Raw genomic sequence first — 18,874 nt, 5'->3', positions numbered from 1 at the left:
AAATGATTTTCTTAATACTTTTTATCTAGAAAGGAGGAGAAGAAATTGAAAGAATTAGTAGGTACTTGTAAATGCTGCAGTAAAAGCATCTACTGTTTGGAAGGCTTTTTTAATGGAGTCCATACAGAAGAGAATGAAATATACTGCTTTGACTGTTTCGAAACCATACTGACCAAAAATGAAAATCCGCAAGGTTAAACCTTACGGATTTTTTCATTACTCTTCATCGATAGCAAGGTCTTTCACAGGAAGCTTTTCTTCTTCCTTATGAGTTGGTTTACGTAAGTTAAAGAGTGCTTTTATACAGAATAATACTAGTATTAATACCCCAATTAGAAAAATGGTGTCAGGCACTGCACGCCAGGTTAGCAATGTTTGCACCATATCCTTTTGAAGGAATGAAGCGGAACGGCTTGCTGCATAACCATGATAGAATGCTTCTTTAATTTGCATGAAACCAACTGGTAGTAATGATAGGAATACCATTCCTGCAAGACCGATATTTAACAAAATACAACTAATTTTAATCCATTTATCATTCCAAGCCTCTGGTTTTACAATATTTCTTAATGAATAAAGTAGAACAGCGACTGCAAACATTCCGTATACGCCCATCATTGAAGCATGGCCGTGTGTTGGTGTTAAGAATTGTCCGTGTTCGAAATAGCTTACTGCCGGTAAGTTGATTAAGAATCCAAGTACACCAGCACCCACTAAGTTCCAAATTGCTACAGAGATTAAGAACCAGAATGTGCCTTTGTAAGGGAAATTAACTCCCCCCTCACGCATCATCTTGTATTGTTCATATGCTTCTAGGATTAACAATGTTAACGGAATGACTTCTAAAGCTGAGAACACAGCACCAAGCCCTAACCATACTTCTGCAGAACCATTATAATAATAGTGGTGACCAATACCGATTACCCCGCTGCCTAAAAGCAGGATTAATTGGAAATATAATTGTCTTACAGTTGATTTTTTTGTTACTAAACCTAATTGAACCATTAAGAAACCAATAACTACAACTGCAAATACTTCGAAAATACCTTCTACCCATAAATGGATGATCCACCAGCGCCAATAATCAGCGAATGTGAAACTAGTACCAGGGTTGATGAATAATGCAAAGATATAGAATGCTGGTACAGCTATTGCTGAGTAGAATAATAGGTGGATAAGTCCTCCACGATCTGACTCACGTTTTAAACCGGCTTTCACTCCTCTAAATACGATGAACAACCAAATTAACATACCTACAATTAGGATAAGCTGCCATACGCGTCCTAGTTCAATGTATTCCCAGCCTGTGTGACCGAATAAGAACCATTGATTTCCTAAATATCCATTTGCTCCAAGCCATTCGCCAACCATACTTCCGCCCACTAGGACCACTAATGCCCAGAATAATATGTCTACCAATAGGCCTTGTTTCTTTGGCTCATAACCACCTACTAATGGAGCTACATAAATTCCCATTCCTAACCATGCTGTTGCGATCCAGAAAATAGCAAGCTGTAAGTGATAACCCTTTGAAATATTAAATGGAAGGATGTCATGTATCCACTTAATTCCAAAGAAACTATCTGGTTCAATATAATAGTGAGCAAGCAATGCTCCAAACATACACTGAACGAAGAATAGTACAGATACAATCGTAAAATACTTACCTGATTTTACTTGTGAATTTGTCACTGGCATTTTCCGTAAATCAATATGAGGAAACTTGCCTTCCTTATATGCTTCTTGCATTCCGAACTGATAACGATAGAAGAAGTAAAGAATTACACCAATCATTAAGATAAGAATGGTAATACTTGCACCGCTCCACCAAATCGCAGAGAAGGATAATTGATTTCCCGCGTCTTCATAGTATGGCCAGTTATTGGTATAGGTGATTTTATCACCTTCACGTACTGTACTTGACAGCCAAGCCGTCCAGAAGAAGAAATCTGAAATCTGTGTAATCTGGTCGCCATTTGCAACATAGGCACGATCCTTAGCAGGCATATCCTTTTCTTTAATCAAGTTTGCCTTTAATCCCCAGCCGTCCCCTTTTGTAAAGATATCCTTATAAAATGCTCTTACTTTCTCAAGGCCAAAAGCTTGTGCATTTGTAAGCTGCATTGTATCTTTGCTGCTATCATATCTATTCTTCCGCATTTCCTTAATTACTTTATTTTTAATGATTACTTTTTCATCGGCATTTAGTTTAGAATAGTCATTTCCATATTCCTCATTCGCTTTAAAATCCTGCATACCTTCTGTATAGATTTTTAATGCTTCTGCTGTATAATCTGGACCCATGTAAGAACCATGCCCTAAAACAGTACCATAATCCATTAACCCATACTTCTGGAAAACTGCTTGACCTCCCATGATGGAGTCTTTTGTGAATAATACCTCTCCTTTTTTCATTAGTCACCTCTAATGGTCGAGGAGCTTGTTCCTTAAATATCCAATAGCCACCAGCTAATAAGACAGTGAAGCTTAGTAAAATGGTAATGATTAAAGTAGATTTTAACAAAGCATTTCTGTTTGCCTTGACCACTTTTTTTGTGGGTGTTCCCCGCTGAATTTCCATGCCCTTTCATCCTCTCATGTTTCTTTACACTCGTATTGTAACTTTGATAGCAACCACACAAAGTGAAGCGCCTCATCCTACCCCTGTGATATTTATCACGCAATCGAGAATTATTTTCAAAAAGGACTCGGGCTATGATGGAGGTCACATATTCAGTTAGAAATCATTGCTACAATGTAGCTAAGTTGAATTAATAATATGAAGGTGATGTTAAATGAAGCAAGCGGATATTATCAAAAGACTTTCAGCGGTACCGATCTTTAAAGAATTATCGACAGCAGAACTTGATCCAATTGTTCAAATTGCTCAGACCCGTTTCTATAAACACAAAATGTATGTTTTCATGCAAGAGGATCCTCTTGATAGAGTCTTCTTTATTCATAGCGGGAAAATAAAAATTTATAAAACAGATCAATCAGGTAAAGAACAAATCATTTCTGTTCTTGAACCAGGTGAAATGTTTCCACATGCAGGATTTTTTAGGAAAGGAAATTTCCCTGCACACGCAGAGGTCATGGAAAATGCCCATTTAGTGGTCATACCTATAGACAAGTTTGAAGAGATTTTAATCTCATATCCGGAACTTTGCATTAAGCTTTTTAAAGTGTTAGGAGAGAAAATTGTAGACCTTCAAGGAAGATTAGAAGCACAAGTCCTCCATAATACGTATGAACAAATCATCTTATTACTTATCAGACTATGTAAATCTAACGGGGAAAAAATGGGAGACCGATATCGGCTTACCACTCAGTTTACAAATCGTGAATTAGCCAACATGATCGGTACTTCAAGAGAAACTGTTAGCAGAACAATTAATCAAGTGAAAAAAGAAAGAATACGTACTCCAGGATGAAGATGGATTTTACTTAATCGACAGAGAGGCTCTTCAACAGGAATTATTCTATTAATGCAATTGTTTTAACTAGATAAATAGGAGTTGTCATATATGGAAAAAAGAATTATTGAACTTGATGTACGTGAGGATTTAAAAAATAAAATTGAGCCTTTTCAAAAGATTATGGAGGCAGTTAAGGAATGTAAAACAAATGACGTCTTTATTCTACATGCCCCATTTAAACCTGTTCCTCTTTTCAGTGTATTAAAGGCAAAAGGTTTTACTCATAAAGAAGAAGAAATTGATAAAAAGCATTGGAAAGTAACCTTTATCAAAACAATATAACGATAACCTTAATGGAGTAAAAACAGGAAGGTGATTTTGAGTGATATTAGACAATCGGGGATTAGAACCTCCTCAGCCAATGATGCGAACACTCGCTGCCTTAGAAACATTAGGTAAAAATGAGGTTTTAACTATTATTAATGATAGAAGACCTATGTTTCTTTATGAACAACTTGAAGAATTAGGATACAAACAACGAACAGAACCACAACAAGATGGAAGTTTCAAAATTGAAATATTCCGGTAAGAAGGTGAATAAATATGCTTCCTCAAACAATGGGAAGTGAAACGAATATAAAGCTTCCTTTTTCTTTTATCATTTTTAGTTTGATTGCATTAGTGCTTTCTCAAATACTGCTTTTAATAAATGGGCAATTGTTTACTTCTGGAATCTTTAGGATACCATCCATTTGGTCATCCGCTCATTTATTAGTGTTAGGATGGGCATTGATGGCCGCAATGGGAGCTATGTATCAGTTAGTACCTGTAGCTTTTCTAACGAAGATTTGGAATGAAAAGTTCGGATTTATTCAGTTTTTTATTACAGCAACTGGTATATTATCCTTTTCTAATATGTTATATTGGGCTCCACAAAAGGCCATCATTCCTGGCTGTCTTACTTTACTGGGAATTGTCATGTTCTTAGTTCAAATGGTAATGACACTTAAAAAACAAGCAAAACCCAATATATTAACTGCTTTTGTTGGTACTGCTCTATTCTGTTTATTAAGTACGATCATTTTAGGCATCACAATGATTTATAGCTTAAAAACAGGGTTTGGTGCGGGAAATTACCAATCTATTTTTAAAAGCCATTTATTAATGGGAGTCACAGGTTGGTTTACATTATTAATCTTTGGGTTTTCTTACAAAATGGTACCCATGTTCTCCCTTTCACATGGATTTCCAATGGTACATGCTCGTTTTGTTTATGGTCTTTACACTATGGGGCTTGTCACTGTATTATTTTCTTTCTTCATGGATAATAGCATCCTTTTAAAGCTAGGTTTCTTTTTACTACTTGCAGGATTTTCTGTTTTTAGTTGGCATATAAGTATTATCATAAAAAAAAGGTTGAAAAAGAGGCTTGATAAGCCGTTTACTTTCGGACTCGTTGCTATCGGGCTTGGAAATATCATTCATTTAGCAGCATTTATCCTATTATGGACAAAAGACATCACTGCTTTAGCGGGGCCACTCATTTATCTCTATATATTCTTATGGGTTGTCCTAAGTATTTCAGGTTATCTTTATAAAATAGTTCCTTTTTTATGGTGGACTTATAAATATAGTAAGGAAATTGGGAAAAGTGCTGTACCAACATTAAAAGACATGATGAATGAAAAGGTAGTTGTTCCGCTCTTTTTATTATTCATTCTATCGACCCTAACTGTCTTTGTTTCATTAGTATTGAAAGTCACCATTCTTTTTAATATCGGCCAATTATTTTTATCAGTGATATTCATCCTGATGGCTTGTAGCATTTTAAACGTTTTAAAAAAATAGTGAGGTGTAAATCATGATTCTAAAAGAAAAAATCCTAGAAGCATTAAAAAGTGTTTATGATCCTGAATTAAATATCAATGTGGTTGACCTTGGGTTAATTTACAATATAGACGTTTCTGATCAATCTGATGTGACAATTACTATGACACTAACCACGCCAGGATGCCCATTACACGATAGCATAACAACGGGCGTTCGCTATTGTGTCCAAGGACTTGAAGAAACAAAAAATGTAGAGGTGAATCTAGTTTGGGAACCAGCCTGGTCCCCAGAAAAAATGACACCAGAAGCATTGAAACTATTAGGTAGATAAAATAATAACGGAAGCGGCCTCATGGCAGCTTCCGTTGTTTTTTATTGTTCTTTAGCCTCGTCGGTTGGTAACGCCGCTTTAACCTTCTTTAAAACCTCAGAGTCGATGTCATCATCTAATAGAATGTGAACCAATCCCTCGTCCATTTCGCTTCTGATTAAGCGGCCAACCCCTTGACGCAGTCGAAGCAACATATAAGGTAAATCCACTTCTTCGAACGGATCTGCAACCCCTTCTTTTTTTGCAGTAAAAACCGGATCATTAGGAGGGTATGGCAGTGAAAAAATAAACACGTTTTCAAGTGATCTACCAGGAATATCCAATCCTTCCCAAAGATGAATAGAACATAGAATAGAGTGCTCTTCATTCTGGAACTTGGATACTAGGGTACTTATTTCTTCATCCCCTTCGAAATAAACAGGAAATGGAACCGCATTTAGTAGTCTACTTTTTAAGAAGGACATTTCATTTTTATTATTTAATAGGATCAGTGCTCTGCCTTCTGTCTTATTAATCATTTTAATCAGATACTCTGTTTTTTCAGCTAGGTTCTCCTTTGAGAACCTAGGAAGATGTATTTCCATCTTATCATCATAATCGAATGGAGAAGAGACAGAAAAAGATAGATACTCCTCCACGCCTATACTTTTGGCAATATAGTCGAACGACTTCTGATTAGCCATTGTTGCTGATGAGAAAATAAACGGTTTCTTCTGAGAAAACACTTCTTCTCTCATCACTTCTTCCACCATTTTTGGCATGATCACAAGTGTCCGTTCTCCCCTGTTTTCTTCAAACCAGGTAATTCCATTTAACTCTTGTAGAAAAAGTGATAATGAATACGTAATTTGTTCTAAATACTCTTCGACAATTCTTAAATCATATTCATTAATTACATATAATTCACTTTCAAAAACAAGCTCTTCCTCTAGAGATTGAAGAGTCGATAGTAGTTTTCTACAAGATTTCATTACTAAAGGATGTTTTGTGATCATATGTTTCTCAGAGCCAGTTGATTGAGAGGAAAATTGTTCAATCGTGTTAAAAAATGCTTCATTCTCTAATAAAGCTTCATCGATTGTATACAATGTCTTCTCACGTACTTCATTTTCCATTAATCTTGTTAACAATGTCTCTAAAGTGTAATCAGTAAAACGATAGCTCAATGCCTTTTGTGCAGCATATTCAAGTAAATGCCCCTCATCAAAAACAACAGAGGAATGTTCAGGTAATAGTGGTAGCTGCCCTTCCCGCTTTCGAGATTCTTTTGTCCAAACATGTTCCATATAAAAATCATGTGAACAGATTATTAAATCTGTAGAATGACGATAATAATCACGGTGTAATGTGAGACCACACCGATGGCGTTTTTCACAAGAAAAACAATCCTGAAGGGAGTCCCAATTTATATTGCTCCATTTTTCATCGGACAGGTTGGGAAAATCCCTTCTGTCACCATATTTCTCGAACGCTTGCATCGAACTTCCCGAGTGAACAAAATCAGGTAATTTATTATAGATTTCAGATATATCATCTGAAAAGTCAGTATTCCTCACCTGATCAAATTTCTTTAAACACAAGTATTGATCCCTCGATTTTGCCAACCGAACATCGATGTTTAATCCAAGAACTTTTTCTAGTTTGGCAATGTCGCCTTCTTTTTTTACGAGCTGCTCAATTAACGTTTCATCTGCGCAAGCAATGATTGCAGGTCTATTTGTGTAACGGGCATACATGATGGAGTAAAGTAAATAAACGATCGTTTTTCCTGTTCCAACGCCAGCTTCAGCAAACATGACTTTTTTGTCTTTAAATGCTTTTTCAAGCTGGAAAGCCATAAAAATTTGTTCATCCCTTAGCTCAAAACCTGCTTCGGGCAGGATATCGTAGAACAAATCGCCAATCCATTCACTTAATTTGTCATAAAAGGATTCAGTCTTGGATATCTCAAACGGCATCCGATTTTGCATAATAACCCTCCAAAAAAAGAAGAGCGCCTCAATATAGAGACTCTCGTCTTAAAAATCAAAATTATTTTGTTTGTACTATCCAATTTTCTCTAGTTTTCTTGTCTTGGTGGACGTTTTCCCCAGTACTGATATAAATCTGTTCTAATAAAACCATTAAATAGTTTTCTTTTCTTTGTGGCTGGTTTTCCGTAAAATTGTTCAAACTCTTCATTAGAAGTCATAATGTAAATCGACCACGTATCTAACTTACTGAATGCTTGGCCCATTTCCTTATACATATGTTCAACAGCCGTCTTCTCTCCTAGTCTTTCACCATAAGGAGGATTTCCAACTATTACACCGTATTCCTTCGATGTTGAAATATCTTTTACCTGCATTTGCTTAAAGGAAATCAGGTCCCCAAAACCCGCCTCAAAGGAGTTTTCTTGTGCGATTTTAACCATGCGATGGTCAATATCTGTACCTAAAATATCCAGAGGTTGATCGTAGTTCGCCAAGTCCTCAGCTTCAATTCGCGCCTCATCCCATACCGTTTGGGGAATCCAATTCCAGCCTTCAGAAGCAAATTCTCTATTGAAACCTGGTGCAATATTTTGACCAATCATTGCAGCTTCGATTGGTATCGTTCCTGAACCGCAAAATGGGTCTATGAATGGTTTGTCAGCCTTCCAATTTGTAAGCATAACTAGAGCCGCCGCAAGGGTTTCCTTTAATGGTGCTTCCCCTTGATCAATTCGATATCCACGTTTATGAAGCCCTTGCCCGCTTGCATCTATTGTTATGGTAGCAACATCTTTCAGCAAGGCGACTTCTATACGGTACAAAGCCCCATTCTCTTCAAACCAAGTGCTTCGTTTATAATGATTCTTTAGTCGTTCAACAACTGCTTTTTTGACAATAGCTTGGCAGTCAGAAACGCTAAATAACTTGGATTTCACAGATTTACCAATAACAGGGAATTCAGCATCTTCTGGTAAAAATTTTTCCCAAGGGAGTGCCTTTGTCTTCTCAAATAATTCGTCAAAGGTAAATGCTTTAAATTCCCCGACCTTAATCTTTATTCTGTCCGCTGTTCTAAGCCATAAATTACTCCTTACAATAGCAGATTCGTCTCCGGTATAAATTACCTTTCCATTTTCAACCACACAGTCGTAACCTAGTGATCTAACCTCTTTTGCGACTAGTGCTTCAAGTCCCATCGCCGCTGTTGCAATTATTTGATATTTTCCCATTTTTTCACCCTTAACTAATTACATATATGTACTGTTTACTTTACAGGATTGAGCTAATATTCGCTATCATTATGGACAAAAACTACAAAAGGAATGCAATCCCCTTATAAAATAATAAAAAAGCTCCCCATCTCAGGAGAGCCGTTATATCCAGCATACTTTCCCATTAATAACGTTCTGTAAGCCATGTTCTGTACCAGTGTACTACAAACGACTGTTAGTCTCGTACTTAGGTGGTAATCATCTATCTACAGATTCAATATGAATCTGTCCTTCTCCTCGTTCAATTCCTCAGAGAAAGCGCCCCTACCATAATTTGGGTTTCTCGCTCGTGGGGTTTACCCGTTCCACCCTTTCCATTTCTGGAAAGGCTACGTCACTGTGGCACTTTTATAGGTATTCATACCATATCCCAAAGGACTTAGGTATTTTCCCGGCCGTCAACTGAATGCTAGATCCAGTTGCCCTAGCTTATGAATTCACTAGGCACGAACACTACGAGCATCTCAGCTCGTGCGAGCATGGACTTTCCTCTACAGTTGCATAAAACACCTGCAGCGATTACCCGAACGTCATTAATGAAGACATTTATTATTATATGTAATTCCTGCTGGTTATTCAATGGTTATTATTAGGAAATCTCAAAACAAACTCTTATTCGTAGAGTTTATTTCCAAAAACATGTTTTTCTAAGTTAGATAATCGCTTTAAGATATCGAAGTTTGTTGTACCAGCTGGTTGGGCTACCGGCTGTCTCTTGGAGCTTTCATCTAATTGTTTACGCAGTCTAAGATTTTCTTGCTGTAAATCCTCAATTTCCTGATGAAAGGTTTCATAATCTTTAATAATTAGATCTAAAAATTTATCAACATCTTCTTGCTTATAACCACGTACACCTGTTTTAAATTCTTTTTCTAAAATATCCTTAGCTGTTAACTTAACTTTATCAGATAGCATTTAAATCACCTCAGTATCGCCAATCATTACCTATTATTTTTTCAAAAATAAGTACTTTTGTCAATTTCTTTTAATTGTTCTTCCTCCACAATCATTTGCAGATCGTAAAATGTTATTAATTCTACTGGATAATCATGTTTATTTTGATATTCCATAGCCATTTCATATAAGTATTTAGGGCTTCCTTCTTTCTCATGATCAAAGAAAAGTAGTAATCCATCACTTTTTTCGATAAAGAATTGATTCTTTATCCTAAATTGCCATGGTTTTTCATAACCTTTTTTCGTAACAGAGTCAATAAAGTCTGCCTGGGCAAGAACGGACTCATACCATTCCTTATTATTTTCATTCCATGATGCTTGCTGGTCAAGGAATGGCGTAATAACTGCAAGTTTCAGCTCTGGGTTTTCGAACTGTAACTCAAAAAGAACTTCTGCAGCCCATAATTCTGCTCCCAATTGTCCGCTAATTAATACCCATTCCAAGCCTTCTTCTATCAAAGGCAATAGTGCTTTCTTAAAAGCCAATTTAATAAATTGAACAGATGGATGATCTTTCTTAAAAATTCCTAATTCAAATGGTTTATATCCTGAAATTGCAAGGACTTTAATCAAAGAACGTTCTCCTCAAAATAAAATTTTTAAAAAATAGGACAAACATTTTTATAAGGAAAGCATATAATATTGTAACAATAAATAAAAAAACAAGGGCTAAAAGCCCTTGCAATTGCCACTTTTTTCTTATGGGCGAGGTCCCATAAATGGACCTGGTCCAAAGCCTGGGGCACCTGGTCCAAAGCCTGGGGCACCTGGCGCAAATCCAGGTCCTCCTGGCGCAAATCCTGGAGCACCCATACCAGGCATCATATTTGGCACTGCATTCGGTGCAGGCATTGCTGCTGGCATAACTGGTGCACAAGGATTACAGCAGTTAATATGCTGATTACATTCCTCTTCGCAACATGATGCTGTTTGTGGGCAGAAGTGTTTATGTTGGTACATATGGTGATTTACCGTTGTAGTGTGTACTGGATGAATATGTGGCACCACCGTTGTTGAGAATGTGTGGTTCACAATTTGTTGTGTCGGATGAATGACTGGCGGCGCAAAATTAGTTCCTAAATACATATATTAATATCTCCCTTCAAATATTCTGTTTACATTAACAGCCTATGTTGAAGGGATTACTCTTGTACTAAGGAAAACACCTATTTTTTACAAAATAGAATGACCTTGAAGTAATCTTTTCATTTTATTTCGTGGACAAGCAATCTATAGCATTGAATAAAAGCTGTCTTTCAAGCTTGTAAAAACAACAGCAGTCAAACAAACGACAATAAAAAATAAGAATAAAATCGCTTTATACATGTTACCAGCTCCGTATGATTTATAGTCGTTTTTTTCTCAATCCAATTTCACATTTTACTCTTTTCAACTACATTAGACAATACAGAAATGCTGGTTTTTTTAATAAATTTGTTAAGATTTTGTGGGAATAATTCGAGAAATGCCGAAAATCTCCACTTATTCAGTTTATTTGACGAATTTTGCGCTTACCTGGGAAATTTCGCAATTTTACGCTCTAATCTTATTAACCTTTTTTCAAGTTCCTCCAATGAAAATTGCCCCTTCCCAACAGCATTGCTTTTTGACTGGGTTAATACTCCGATAGCTTTAAGGCAATAATTTATTGCACACCGATAGTCTCTTTTTTTATGTTCAAAAATTTTTGCTAGCTCAACAGCTGCAGATATCATCATCATATCATCACCAGATTCGACAACATCCTCGAACAAATTCTGAGCATATTCCCAATCACCTTCTTTTTTCTTTTGAAACGCAAGCGTAAACTTTGCCTTAAGGGATGTAGCATCTTGCTCTGTTGTAAGCTTTGTCAGTACTTTCTCAGCCTCATAATTCTCGCCTAAACTAGAAAACCAACGTCCCACCTCGAATGACTCTTTCCTTGATTGTCTTTGATCTATTCCACACAATTGAAAGGTTAAATGCGTGTATAAAGTAATTAGTGACAGGATATCAATTTCATTATGTCTTAAAATACCAAGCATACCTTCAGGTTGTTTACTTTCGATAAAATCAAAATAGATCATCGGTGCTAAAAATCCCGGAATATCATCTATTCTTTCAACACCTAGCACCTCTTTTTCTACAATAGACAACTTCAATCTATCTAACTTGTGCTTCCAAAGCCTCCTTGCTGCATGGAATAAATCAAAATGACCAAACTTAGGCAGCTTTGGCACATGCTCCCTAACAAGCATATGCCTTGTTTTTACTTGGGGCCAATCAAACGATTTACCATTGTAGGTAACTAATGTTTTGTAATTTACTCTTTCTAGAAAGCTTTGATATAAAGGTACTTCAGCTCCTGGATGCGGAAGTATATGCTGCCTCAAAATGAGCTCATCTCCAGCAACACTTGCATATCCAAGTAAAAAGATGGCATTCCCCACTCCGCCGCCAAGTCCTGTTGTTTCCGTGTCAAAGAAGAATAACTCTTCAGCCTGATGTCCTTTTGCTGACAAAGGATGCATTATTGAATGGTTGTTCCAAACCTCAACGGCGGTAAGGAAATCTCTGAAACGGTATTGTCCATGCCGCTGAGAAAGTGGATATTTCACTTCTCTAATTAGACAATAATCCTGATCCATAAAATAGGGGTATACCCCTTCTTGCTTCCATCGATCCTGATGCGGTATTTCTTTCGTTGAAACTTTAGCAAGTTGATGCTCTTTATCCTCTTCCGTTGTTCCCACTGAAGAAATGTGGGGTTTAAGTCGATTCAATTTTGCCTTTAAAGACATGATTCCACATCCTTGTCTGTAACGGAAACTTGAAGAAACGCTTCAAGAATGTTTAATGTATCCTTTTTAGCTGTTTCACTTACCGTATCCGTTCCAATACATGAGGGACATCCAGCTTCACATTGACAGCGATTGATCATGTTCTTTGTTTCTAAGAAAACATGTGTCATGCCTGTATATAGCTTTTCACTTAAACCAATACCACCGGGATAACGATCATAGAAAAAAATAGTTGGTTTTTCATTATGATCTGCCTTTACTTGTGGAATGACATGAATGTCTTGCGGATCAGCCATCACAAATAATGGTGCGATAGACCTTAGCGCATGAGCAGTTCCAATCAATCCTTGTTCGAGCCGTTCGTGGCCCATTTCGGCAATTGAGTTATTTAATGAAATCCAGGCAGCGTTTGTATGAAGTTCCTCTTCTGGGAGATGGATAGGACCTGATCCAATATTTTCGTGTGTTTCAAATTTGATTTTTTTAAAGATTGTGGCCATCGCTCTTACACTAACATCACCAAAACCAATCTCCGCATCCTCTAGAGGCTGAAGTTTGTCTACTTCTAAAACTTTTAATTGGACAGCTAAATTCGCATCTGTAAAATAATCAACGTCTACTTCCCTTACAAACGCCTTCTTTTCATCCCAGTCCAATTTTTCCACTTGAAATTGGGTACCTTGATGTAAATAAATCGCCTCATCATGGAGAAGCGTCATTGCAGAGAACCGATCCATTTCACCAATTACTCTAACATTCGCAACATCCGATTGATCAACTATAATGACATTCTCTTGTGAAGCTGAACGCAAGCTGATGTTATGTGCTGGGAAAGAATCATTCATCCAGAACCACTTATCTCCATTCCGATATAAGACTCTTTCCTCTGTTAAATATTCCAATAGCTCTTCTGTTCCCACAGATCCAAATTGCTCTCCTGATTTAAATGGAAGTTCATAGGCGGCACATTTCATATGGTCAATCAAAATGATTAGGTTATCCGGATTTATTCTCGCTGTTTCAGGGCTCTTTGTTAAAAAATATTCTGGGTTTTGAATGATATACTGATCCAGAGGACTAGAACTTGCCACCATAATAACAAGCGCCTCTCCATGACGCCTCCCGGCTCTTCCCGCCTGCTGCCATGCACTCGAGATTGTCCCTGGATATCCGGTCATTATGCAAACTTGGAGCTGTCCAATATCGACCCCTAATTCAAGAGCATTTGTGCTAACAACACCGTATATATCCCCAGAACGTAGACCCTTCTCTATTTTTCTTCTTTCTGTTGGGAGATAGCCTCCTCGATAGCCCATAATGGACTTGTCTCCCAACTGATTTTTCACAAGCTCCTGCAGATAGGTTAGGATAATTTCAACTCTTACTCTACTTCTTGCAAAAACAATCGTTTGTATTTTATTTTTTAATAGTTCCCCTGCTATTTTCCTAACCTCAAGAGTTGCGCTTCGTCGAATATTTAAGGGCTTATTGACAATTGGTGGATTATAAAAGACAAAATGCTTTCTTCCACTTGGAGCACCATTATTGTCAATTAGATACATTTTTTCTTCTGTCAATTTTTCCGCAAGTTCTAAAGGGTTTGCAATGGTTGCAGAGGTACAAATAAACACCGGACTACTTCCATAGTATCGGCAAATTCTCTTCAACCTTCTAATTACATTGGCCACATGGCTTCCAAACACCCCCCGATACGTGTGGAGTTCATCAATGACGATATATTTCAAGTTTTCAAAAAGTGAAACCCATTTTGTATGATGTGGAAGTATGGCAGAATGAAGCATATCAGGATTTGTAATTACTACATGTCCAGCCTGTCTCACCCTTTGACGAATATTAGCAGGTGTATCGCCATCATACGTATAACTATTTATATTTACACCGGCTGCTTGAATAATTTCATTAATTTCACTTTTTTGGTCCTGCGCGAGTGCTTTAGTAGGAAAAATATATAATGCTCTTGAATTGGAGTTTTGTAGGATCGTTTGCAAGACAGGCAGGTTATAGCATAGAGTTTTACCAGATGCTGTTGGAGTAACGGCGACAATACTGCTCCCTGTCATTGTTTTTTCATAAGCTGATTTTTGATGAGTATAAAGCTGCTCGATCCCTTTCGTTTTAAGTGATTGTATTAACACCGGATGCAATTCATCTGGAAGTGGAACAGACTGTGCTTGCTTTTCCGGAATAGTATGCCATGTAACAATATTTTCTTTAAAATCTTCCTTTAGCTTCAATTCTACTAACATTTCTTGAAGGTTTTTCTTACTATACATGCTATTCACCTCGTTATTTCTATTTCAGCGAATGAACGTTCGTAAAAAAAGTATATCATAAAAATAAACTATTGATGGAATTTTTGTTACAATAGAAGGTATCTGAAAAAACATGTAGGTGATTGTATGAAAATAGAAGCTATTAAGAAGGTTCTTTCTGAGTTCTCCCTCTTTAAAGAATTAAATGATATGGAATTAACCAAGATAACTGATATCGCCATTGCCCGAGATTGGAAAAAACAGAGTCATGTTTTCCTACAAGGGGACCCACTTGAAAATGTCTATTTTATTTATGATGGTAGAATTAAAATTTACAAAAGTGATATTAACGGGAAAGAACAAATTGTTGCAATAGCCAAAAAAGGTGAGATGTTTCCGCATGTAGGCTTTTTCAGAAAAGGAGATTATCCTGCCTATGCGGAAGTTCTTGAGCCGTCTACGCTGGTTGCTGTCCCTATTTCAAAATTCGAAGCAGTACTAATCGAAAATCCTGAGTTGTGTATTAAAGTATTTAAAGTGCTGGGTGAAAAAATTGTAGATTTACAGAATCGGTTAGAAGAACAAATCCTTAATAACACATATGAACAGATCATCAAGTTAATCATTAGACTTGCACAAAAGCATGGTCAAGACCAAGGCGATGGAACAATTCTTTTAAAATCAGAATTCACCAACAAAGATTTGGCTAATATGATTGGTACCACACGCGAAACAATTAGCCGCACCCTTACAAAAATGAAAAAGGATGAATTAATCGAAGTAGATGACGAAGGTAATATGATCGTTGATATAGAAATTCTTATGGAAGAAATACACTTAATTTAATTGTAGAAACCCGCCATTTCTGACGGGTTTTTTGTTATTTCACTGATAGCTGAAGCATTTCTTCCATATCTTCTTTTGCTGTATTAATCAATTTTAAATTAAATGTTTCTTGGAGAACTTGTAAAACTCCTTCAGAAATAAATTCAGGCGGTTTAGGTCCAATTCGTATATCTTTGATACCTAAACTAAAGAGCCCTAACAAAATGGCAACTGCTTTTTGCTCAAACCATGATAAGACAATGCTTACTGGAAGTTTATTAACATCACATTCAAAGGCATCAGCCAATGCTATCGCAATCTTTACAGTAGAGCCAGAATTGTTACATTGTCCGAGATCGATGTATCGTGGAATATTTGTCCCAGGAACAACGCCATAGTCTACGTCATTAAAGCGGAATTTTCCACAAGAAGTGGTTAAAATAACTGTTTCAGGTGGCAATGAAGTTGCAAGTTCTCGATAATACTCCCCACCATGCCCTGGTGCATCACAGCCAGCAATGACAAAGAAACGCTTAATTTTACCAGCTTTTACTGCTTCTATTACTTCAGGTGCTAAGCCAAGAACCGTTTCATGATGAAAGCCAGTTAATAGTGTTTCACTAGATTCAATGGCTGCTTCAGGTAGCTCTAATGCTCTTTCAATTAATGGAGAAAAATCATCGTTCACAATTTTTTCTACGTTTTCTAGACCTGCCACTTCGTATGTAAACATTCTATCCGCATAGGACCCTTTAATGGGCATTACACAGTTAGTTGTTGCTAAAATTGCGCCTGGAAAGGTTTCAAACAGACGACGCTGATCATACCAAGCTTTACCGATATTTCCTTTTAAATGAGCAAATTTCTTTAATGCCGGATAACCATGTGCAGGCAGCATTTCAGAGTGAGTATAAATATTTATACCCTTTCCTTCCGTTTGTTTAAGCAATTCTTCTAATGCAAAAAGATTATGTCCAGTAACAACAATGCACTTGCCTTCTATTTTATTTTGGCTGACTCGGATTGGTTCAGGTATACCTAAACGTTTTGTATGTGCTTCATCAAGCATCCCCATTACTCGAACAGCTGCCTGACCTACTTTCATAGCCATATCGATATGTTCCTGCACATTAAAGTTAGAATTGGTTAATGTAAGATATAATGCTTCGTGTGTTGTTGCATCTACAAAGGAATCTGTATATCCCAGTTGATTAGCATGTGTGCGATAGGCCGCAATTCCCTTCAATCCAAAAATAATTGTATCTTGTAAACTTGAAATCGTTTCATCTTTCCCACATACTCCAATAACCTTACACCCACCTGTTGGGGTTTGCTCACATTGATAACAGAACATAAACATTTCCTCACTTTCCTTAAACTACTGCATAGCATACAAACAATCACACATTATTAATGTGATATATATCACAGAAATTCAGGTTGTAAAAAATCGTTCAAATTTTTATAACAATATTATGGCGGCACCTCCCTAGTTTTAACTGCATATTATAGGAAGTGAATTATTGGAAAGAGGAGGAACCATCATGACATCTATGCCGCCGGAGGATCATAATAACGGGAAGAAACCATTGCCAGAGCCATTTCGTGAATTATTTAAATCAATGAATGATTTCTTCACTGAAAAACCAGTAAGGGGATTTTTACAATCGATCGATGATTTCTTTAAAACTCCTTTTCCAGTTGGATCTGGTTTTCATGTAGAAACAGTTGAAACAGGAAATGATTATCTTATTACAGCTGAACTTCCTGGGGTAAAAAAGGAGCAAATCCATTTGAATATTTCGGGGAATTATGTAACCATTTCAGTTGAGAATAAAGAGCTAGAAACAGAGGAAGACGATATAAATAAAACATTCCGCCAAAGATTTACTCGACATCAATCGTCACGGACCATAACACTCCCCCATACAATCAACGAAAAAATGGTAAAAGCCTCCTATAGGGACGGCTTACTTCAAATTAGAATTCCTCAGGAAAAAGGGAAATTAATTGACATCGAAGATTAATAACATAAAAACAAAATGAGGCTGACTCACTTGAGTCAGCCTCTTCCCTTATACTTTGGCTCTGTTAAAATCTTCTATTGATTTCCGCTCCAGGCACTTCGCTTTCCGTGGGTGTTTCGGCGAGCCTCCACGGAGAAAAGCGCCTGCGGGGTCTCTCCTGAACCATACTCCCACAGGAGTCTTCGTGCCTTCCGCTCCAATCAACACTGTTATTTAACACAGCCTATACTTTAAATATACCACCAAATCCTTTTACAAGCGATGATACTTGATTTACCGCATTCATCATTTGTCCTGCCGTGTTAACCATCTTCGTAAAATCTACTGATCCATCTTGTGACTTAAACGAATTTAATAATGATTGCACTCCTCCAGGTTGTTTAGGAATCATATTTGATTTTGGATAAGGATTCATCATCGGATAACCTGTCATCGGCATGTAAGATTGGGGAAGATTCGGTTCCTCCTTTGGCTGCAACGGATTTTGGAAAAGAAATTGCGAATCCTTTTGGGAATTTGGTTGATTCTGGTATGGCGCATTTTGTGGCACATAGCCTGGTTGATAGTTTTGATTATATGGCTGATAAGCTTGTGAATAGTATGAATTTTGTTGTTGATAAGGATTCCATTCATAATTTTGAAGTTGGGTTTGGGTTTGGTAAGGATATGGCTGATTTCGATGCATAGTTGGTTGATACAATTGAGTACTTAACGGACCTTGGTGCATCATTTGCCCCGAGTATCCATAATTAAAGAATTGATTTGGTCTATTTCCACCAATCATGGGCAAACATCTCCTCTGTGACTTTCTCTATTACACAGTTTATGAAGATATGATGGAAAGGTGATTATTTTATTGGAAGGGACATTGTCTAATTAAGAGGAATTTTGTCTAAAGTTTAAATATTTTAAAAACTAGGAATCCTTTCTTTTCGTGTTACGATAAGAAAAAGGATGAAGGAGGAGCTAACATGGACATTCATGAATTAAAAAGCAGATTTAATCAAAGTCGGGACTATCAAACAGATGACGTTAATGCATTAATGGATTTTGCTAAGAAAGCGTATATTCATAACGAAATTACCATTAAAGAATATCGCCTTCTTGTCCGTGAACTTGAAAATCAAGGTGCGGAAATACCTGAGACTGAAAGCGAAAACTCCCTCATCGAAAATTCATAATACCA

Annotated in this window: 17 protein-coding genes, 1 other RNA gene and 2 pseudogenes; 9 read left to right on the top strand and 11 right to left on the bottom strand. The window is 36.9% G+C overall.

Annotated elements, in window-relative coordinates; translation table 11 throughout:
• The first annotated feature begins 45 nt into the window (after positions 1-45).
• Positions 46-198, top strand: coding sequence for a hypothetical protein (locus QE429_RS10950; RefSeq protein ID WP_307287031.1), 153 nt, complete (start codon positions 46-48; stop codon positions 196-198).
• An 18-nt stretch (positions 199-216) separates the two neighbouring features.
• Here QE429_RS10950 and QE429_RS10945 read toward each other — a convergent pair.
• A pseudogene (locus QE429_RS10945) lies at positions 217-2,581 on the bottom strand (nitric-oxide reductase large subunit).
• A 214-nt stretch (positions 2,582-2,795) separates the two neighbouring features.
• On the opposite strand from QE429_RS10945, the pseudogene QE429_RS10940 reads away from it, so the two are divergent.
• The 5 genes and pseudogenes from QE429_RS10940 (at position 2,796) to QE429_RS10920 (ending at position 5,580) form a co-directional block, all read left to right on the top strand.
• Positions 2,796-3,489, top strand: a pseudogene (locus QE429_RS10940) (Crp/Fnr family transcriptional regulator).
• Between the two features lie 38 nt (positions 3,490-3,527).
• Positions 3,528-3,761 (top strand): DUF2249 domain-containing protein, encoded by a 234-nt coding sequence (locus QE429_RS10935; RefSeq protein ID WP_307287030.1) that lies wholly within the window; start codon positions 3,528-3,530, stop codon positions 3,759-3,761.
• Positions 3,762-3,801: 40 nt separating this feature from the next.
• Positions 3,802-4,008: a DUF2249 domain-containing protein gene (locus QE429_RS10930; protein WP_307287029.1), complete on the top strand. Its 207-nt coding sequence runs from the start codon at positions 3,802-3,804 to the stop codon at positions 4,006-4,008.
• Positions 4,009-4,022: 14 nt separating this feature from the next.
• Positions 4,023-5,267 carry a hypothetical protein gene (locus QE429_RS10925; protein ID WP_307287028.1) on the top strand — a complete coding sequence of 415 codons (1,245 nt, stop codon included), beginning with the start codon at positions 4,023-4,025 and terminating at the stop codon, positions 5,265-5,267.
• A gap of 13 nt (positions 5,268-5,280) precedes the next feature.
• Complete coding sequence (locus QE429_RS10920) at positions 5,281-5,580, top strand: metal-sulfur cluster assembly factor (protein ID WP_307287027.1); 300 nt, start codon at positions 5,281-5,283, stop codon at positions 5,578-5,580.
• Positions 5,581-5,621: 41 nt separating this feature from the next.
• Here the strand turns inward: QE429_RS10920 and QE429_RS10915 are convergent, their stop codons facing one another.
• From QE429_RS10915 to QE429_RS10875, 8 genes are all read right to left on the bottom strand, one after another.
• Positions 5,622-7,550, bottom strand: coding sequence for an ATP-dependent DNA helicase (locus tag QE429_RS10915; protein WP_307287026.1), 1,929 nt, complete (start codon positions 7,548-7,550; stop codon positions 5,622-5,624).
• A gap of 89 nt (positions 7,551-7,639) precedes the next feature.
• Positions 7,640-8,782, bottom strand: coding sequence for a THUMP domain-containing class I SAM-dependent RNA methyltransferase (locus tag QE429_RS10910; protein ID WP_307287025.1), 1,143 nt, complete (start codon positions 8,780-8,782; stop codon positions 7,640-7,642).
• Positions 8,783-8,957: 175 nt separating this feature from the next.
• An RNA gene (gene rnpB, locus QE429_RS10905) (RNase P RNA component class B) lies at positions 8,958-9,355 on the bottom strand.
• 81 nt (positions 9,356-9,436) lie between these two features.
• Entirely contained in the window at positions 9,437-9,739 is a 303-nt protein-coding gene (gpsB, locus tag QE429_RS10900; RefSeq protein WP_307287024.1) for a cell division regulator GpsB, read from the bottom strand.
• 41 nt (positions 9,740-9,780) lie between these two features.
• Positions 9,781-10,350: an SLOG family protein gene (locus tag QE429_RS10895; protein WP_307290769.1), complete on the bottom strand. Its 570-nt coding sequence runs from the start codon at positions 10,348-10,350 to the stop codon at positions 9,781-9,783.
• A gap of 129 nt (positions 10,351-10,479) precedes the next feature.
• Positions 10,480-10,866, bottom strand: a complete 387-nt coding sequence (locus QE429_RS10890) for a CotD family spore coat protein (RefSeq protein WP_307287023.1) — start codon at positions 10,864-10,866, stop codon at positions 10,480-10,482.
• Positions 10,867-11,291: 425 nt separating this feature from the next.
• On the bottom strand, positions 11,292-12,563 hold the full coding sequence (locus QE429_RS10880) for a ribonuclease H-like domain-containing protein (RefSeq protein WP_307287022.1): 1,272 nt from the start codon (positions 12,561-12,563) through the stop codon (positions 11,292-11,294).
• Positions 12,554-14,857, bottom strand: a complete 2,304-nt coding sequence (locus QE429_RS10875) for a DEAD/DEAH box helicase (protein WP_307287021.1) — start codon at positions 14,855-14,857, stop codon at positions 12,554-12,556. Before QE429_RS10875 ends, QE429_RS10880 begins: the two co-directional genes overlap by 10 nt.
• Positions 14,858-14,983: 126 nt before the next feature.
• Here QE429_RS10875 and QE429_RS10870 point away from each other — a divergent pair, with 126 nt between their 5' ends.
• Entirely contained in the window at positions 14,984-15,682 is a 699-nt protein-coding gene (locus tag QE429_RS10870; protein WP_307287020.1) for a Crp/Fnr family transcriptional regulator, read from the top strand.
• A gap of 34 nt (positions 15,683-15,716) precedes the next feature.
• On the opposite strand, the gene hcp is transcribed toward QE429_RS10870, so the two are convergent.
• Positions 15,717-17,021, bottom strand: coding sequence for a hydroxylamine reductase (hcp, locus tag QE429_RS10865; protein ID WP_307287019.1), 1,305 nt, complete (start codon positions 17,019-17,021; stop codon positions 15,717-15,719).
• Between the two features lie 184 nt (positions 17,022-17,205).
• Between hcp and QE429_RS10860 the strand changes: the two genes are divergently transcribed.
• A complete protein-coding gene (locus QE429_RS10860; RefSeq protein ID WP_307287018.1) occupies positions 17,206-17,688 on the top strand; it encodes an Hsp20/alpha crystallin family protein in 483 nt (160 codons plus the stop codon).
• A gap of 223 nt (positions 17,689-17,911) precedes the next feature.
• On the opposite strand, the gene QE429_RS10855 is transcribed toward QE429_RS10860, so the two are convergent.
• A complete protein-coding gene (locus QE429_RS10855; protein WP_307287017.1) occupies positions 17,912-18,472 on the bottom strand; it encodes a YppG family protein in 561 nt (186 codons plus the stop codon).
• 187 nt (positions 18,473-18,659) lie between these two features.
• Between QE429_RS10855 and yppF the strand changes: the two genes are divergently transcribed.
• Complete coding sequence (gene yppF, locus QE429_RS10850) at positions 18,660-18,869, top strand: YppF family protein (RefSeq protein ID WP_307287016.1); 210 nt, start codon at positions 18,660-18,662, stop codon at positions 18,867-18,869.
• Positions 18,870-18,874: the final 5 nt, after the last annotated feature.

This window comes from Bacillus sp. SORGH_AS_0510 (assembly GCF_030818775.1).
In the GTDB taxonomy this organism is placed as follows: domain Bacteria; phylum Bacillota; class Bacilli; order Bacillales; family Cytobacillaceae; genus Neobacillus.
The sequence above is the reverse complement of the archived record's forward strand: the minus strand, read 5'-3'. Positions and strand labels throughout refer to the sequence as shown.

What these genes read in the sequence shown, in the direction of transcription:
- QE429_RS10935 (WP_307287030.1), top strand. Translation starts at nt 3,528, where the DNA reads ATGGAAAAAAGAATTATTGAACTTGATGTACGTGAGGATTTAAAAAAT.
- QE429_RS10925 (WP_307287028.1), top strand. Translation starts at nt 4,023, where the DNA reads ATGCTTCCTCAAACAATGGGAAGTGAAACGAATATAAAGCTTCCTTTT.
- QE429_RS10920 (WP_307287027.1), top strand. Translation starts at nt 5,281, where the DNA reads ATGATTCTAAAAGAAAAAATCCTAGAAGCATTAAAAAGTGTTTATGAT.
- QE429_RS10915 (WP_307287026.1), bottom strand. Translation starts at nt 7,550, where the DNA reads ATGCAAAATCGGATGCCGTTTGAGATATCCAAGACTGAATCCTTTTAT.
- QE429_RS10910 (WP_307287025.1), bottom strand. Translation starts at nt 8,782, where the DNA reads ATGGGAAAATATCAAATAATTGCAACAGCGGCGATGGGACTTGAAGCA.
- gpsB (WP_307287024.1), bottom strand. Translation starts at nt 9,739, where the DNA reads ATGCTATCTGATAAAGTTAAGTTAACAGCTAAGGATATTTTAGAAAAA.
- QE429_RS10890 (WP_307287023.1), bottom strand. Translation starts at nt 10,866, where the DNA reads ATGTATTTAGGAACTAATTTTGCGCCGCCAGTCATTCATCCGACACAA.
- QE429_RS10880 (WP_307287022.1), bottom strand. Translation starts at nt 12,563, where the DNA reads ATGTCTTTAAAGGCAAAATTGAATCGACTTAAACCCCACATTTCTTCA.
- QE429_RS10875 (WP_307287021.1), bottom strand. Translation starts at nt 14,857, where the DNA reads ATGTATAGTAAGAAAAACCTTCAAGAAATGTTAGTAGAATTGAAGCTA.
- QE429_RS10870 (WP_307287020.1), top strand. Translation starts at nt 14,984, where the DNA reads ATGAAAATAGAAGCTATTAAGAAGGTTCTTTCTGAGTTCTCCCTCTTT.
- hcp (WP_307287019.1), bottom strand. Translation starts at nt 17,021, where the DNA reads ATGTTTATGTTCTGTTATCAATGTGAGCAAACCCCAACAGGTGGGTGT.
- QE429_RS10860 (WP_307287018.1), top strand. Translation starts at nt 17,206, where the DNA reads ATGACATCTATGCCGCCGGAGGATCATAATAACGGGAAGAAACCATTG.
- QE429_RS10855 (WP_307287017.1), bottom strand. Translation starts at nt 18,472, where the DNA reads ATGATTGGTGGAAATAGACCAAATCAATTCTTTAATTATGGATACTCG.
- yppF (WP_307287016.1), top strand. Translation starts at nt 18,660, where the DNA reads ATGGACATTCATGAATTAAAAAGCAGATTTAATCAAAGTCGGGACTAT.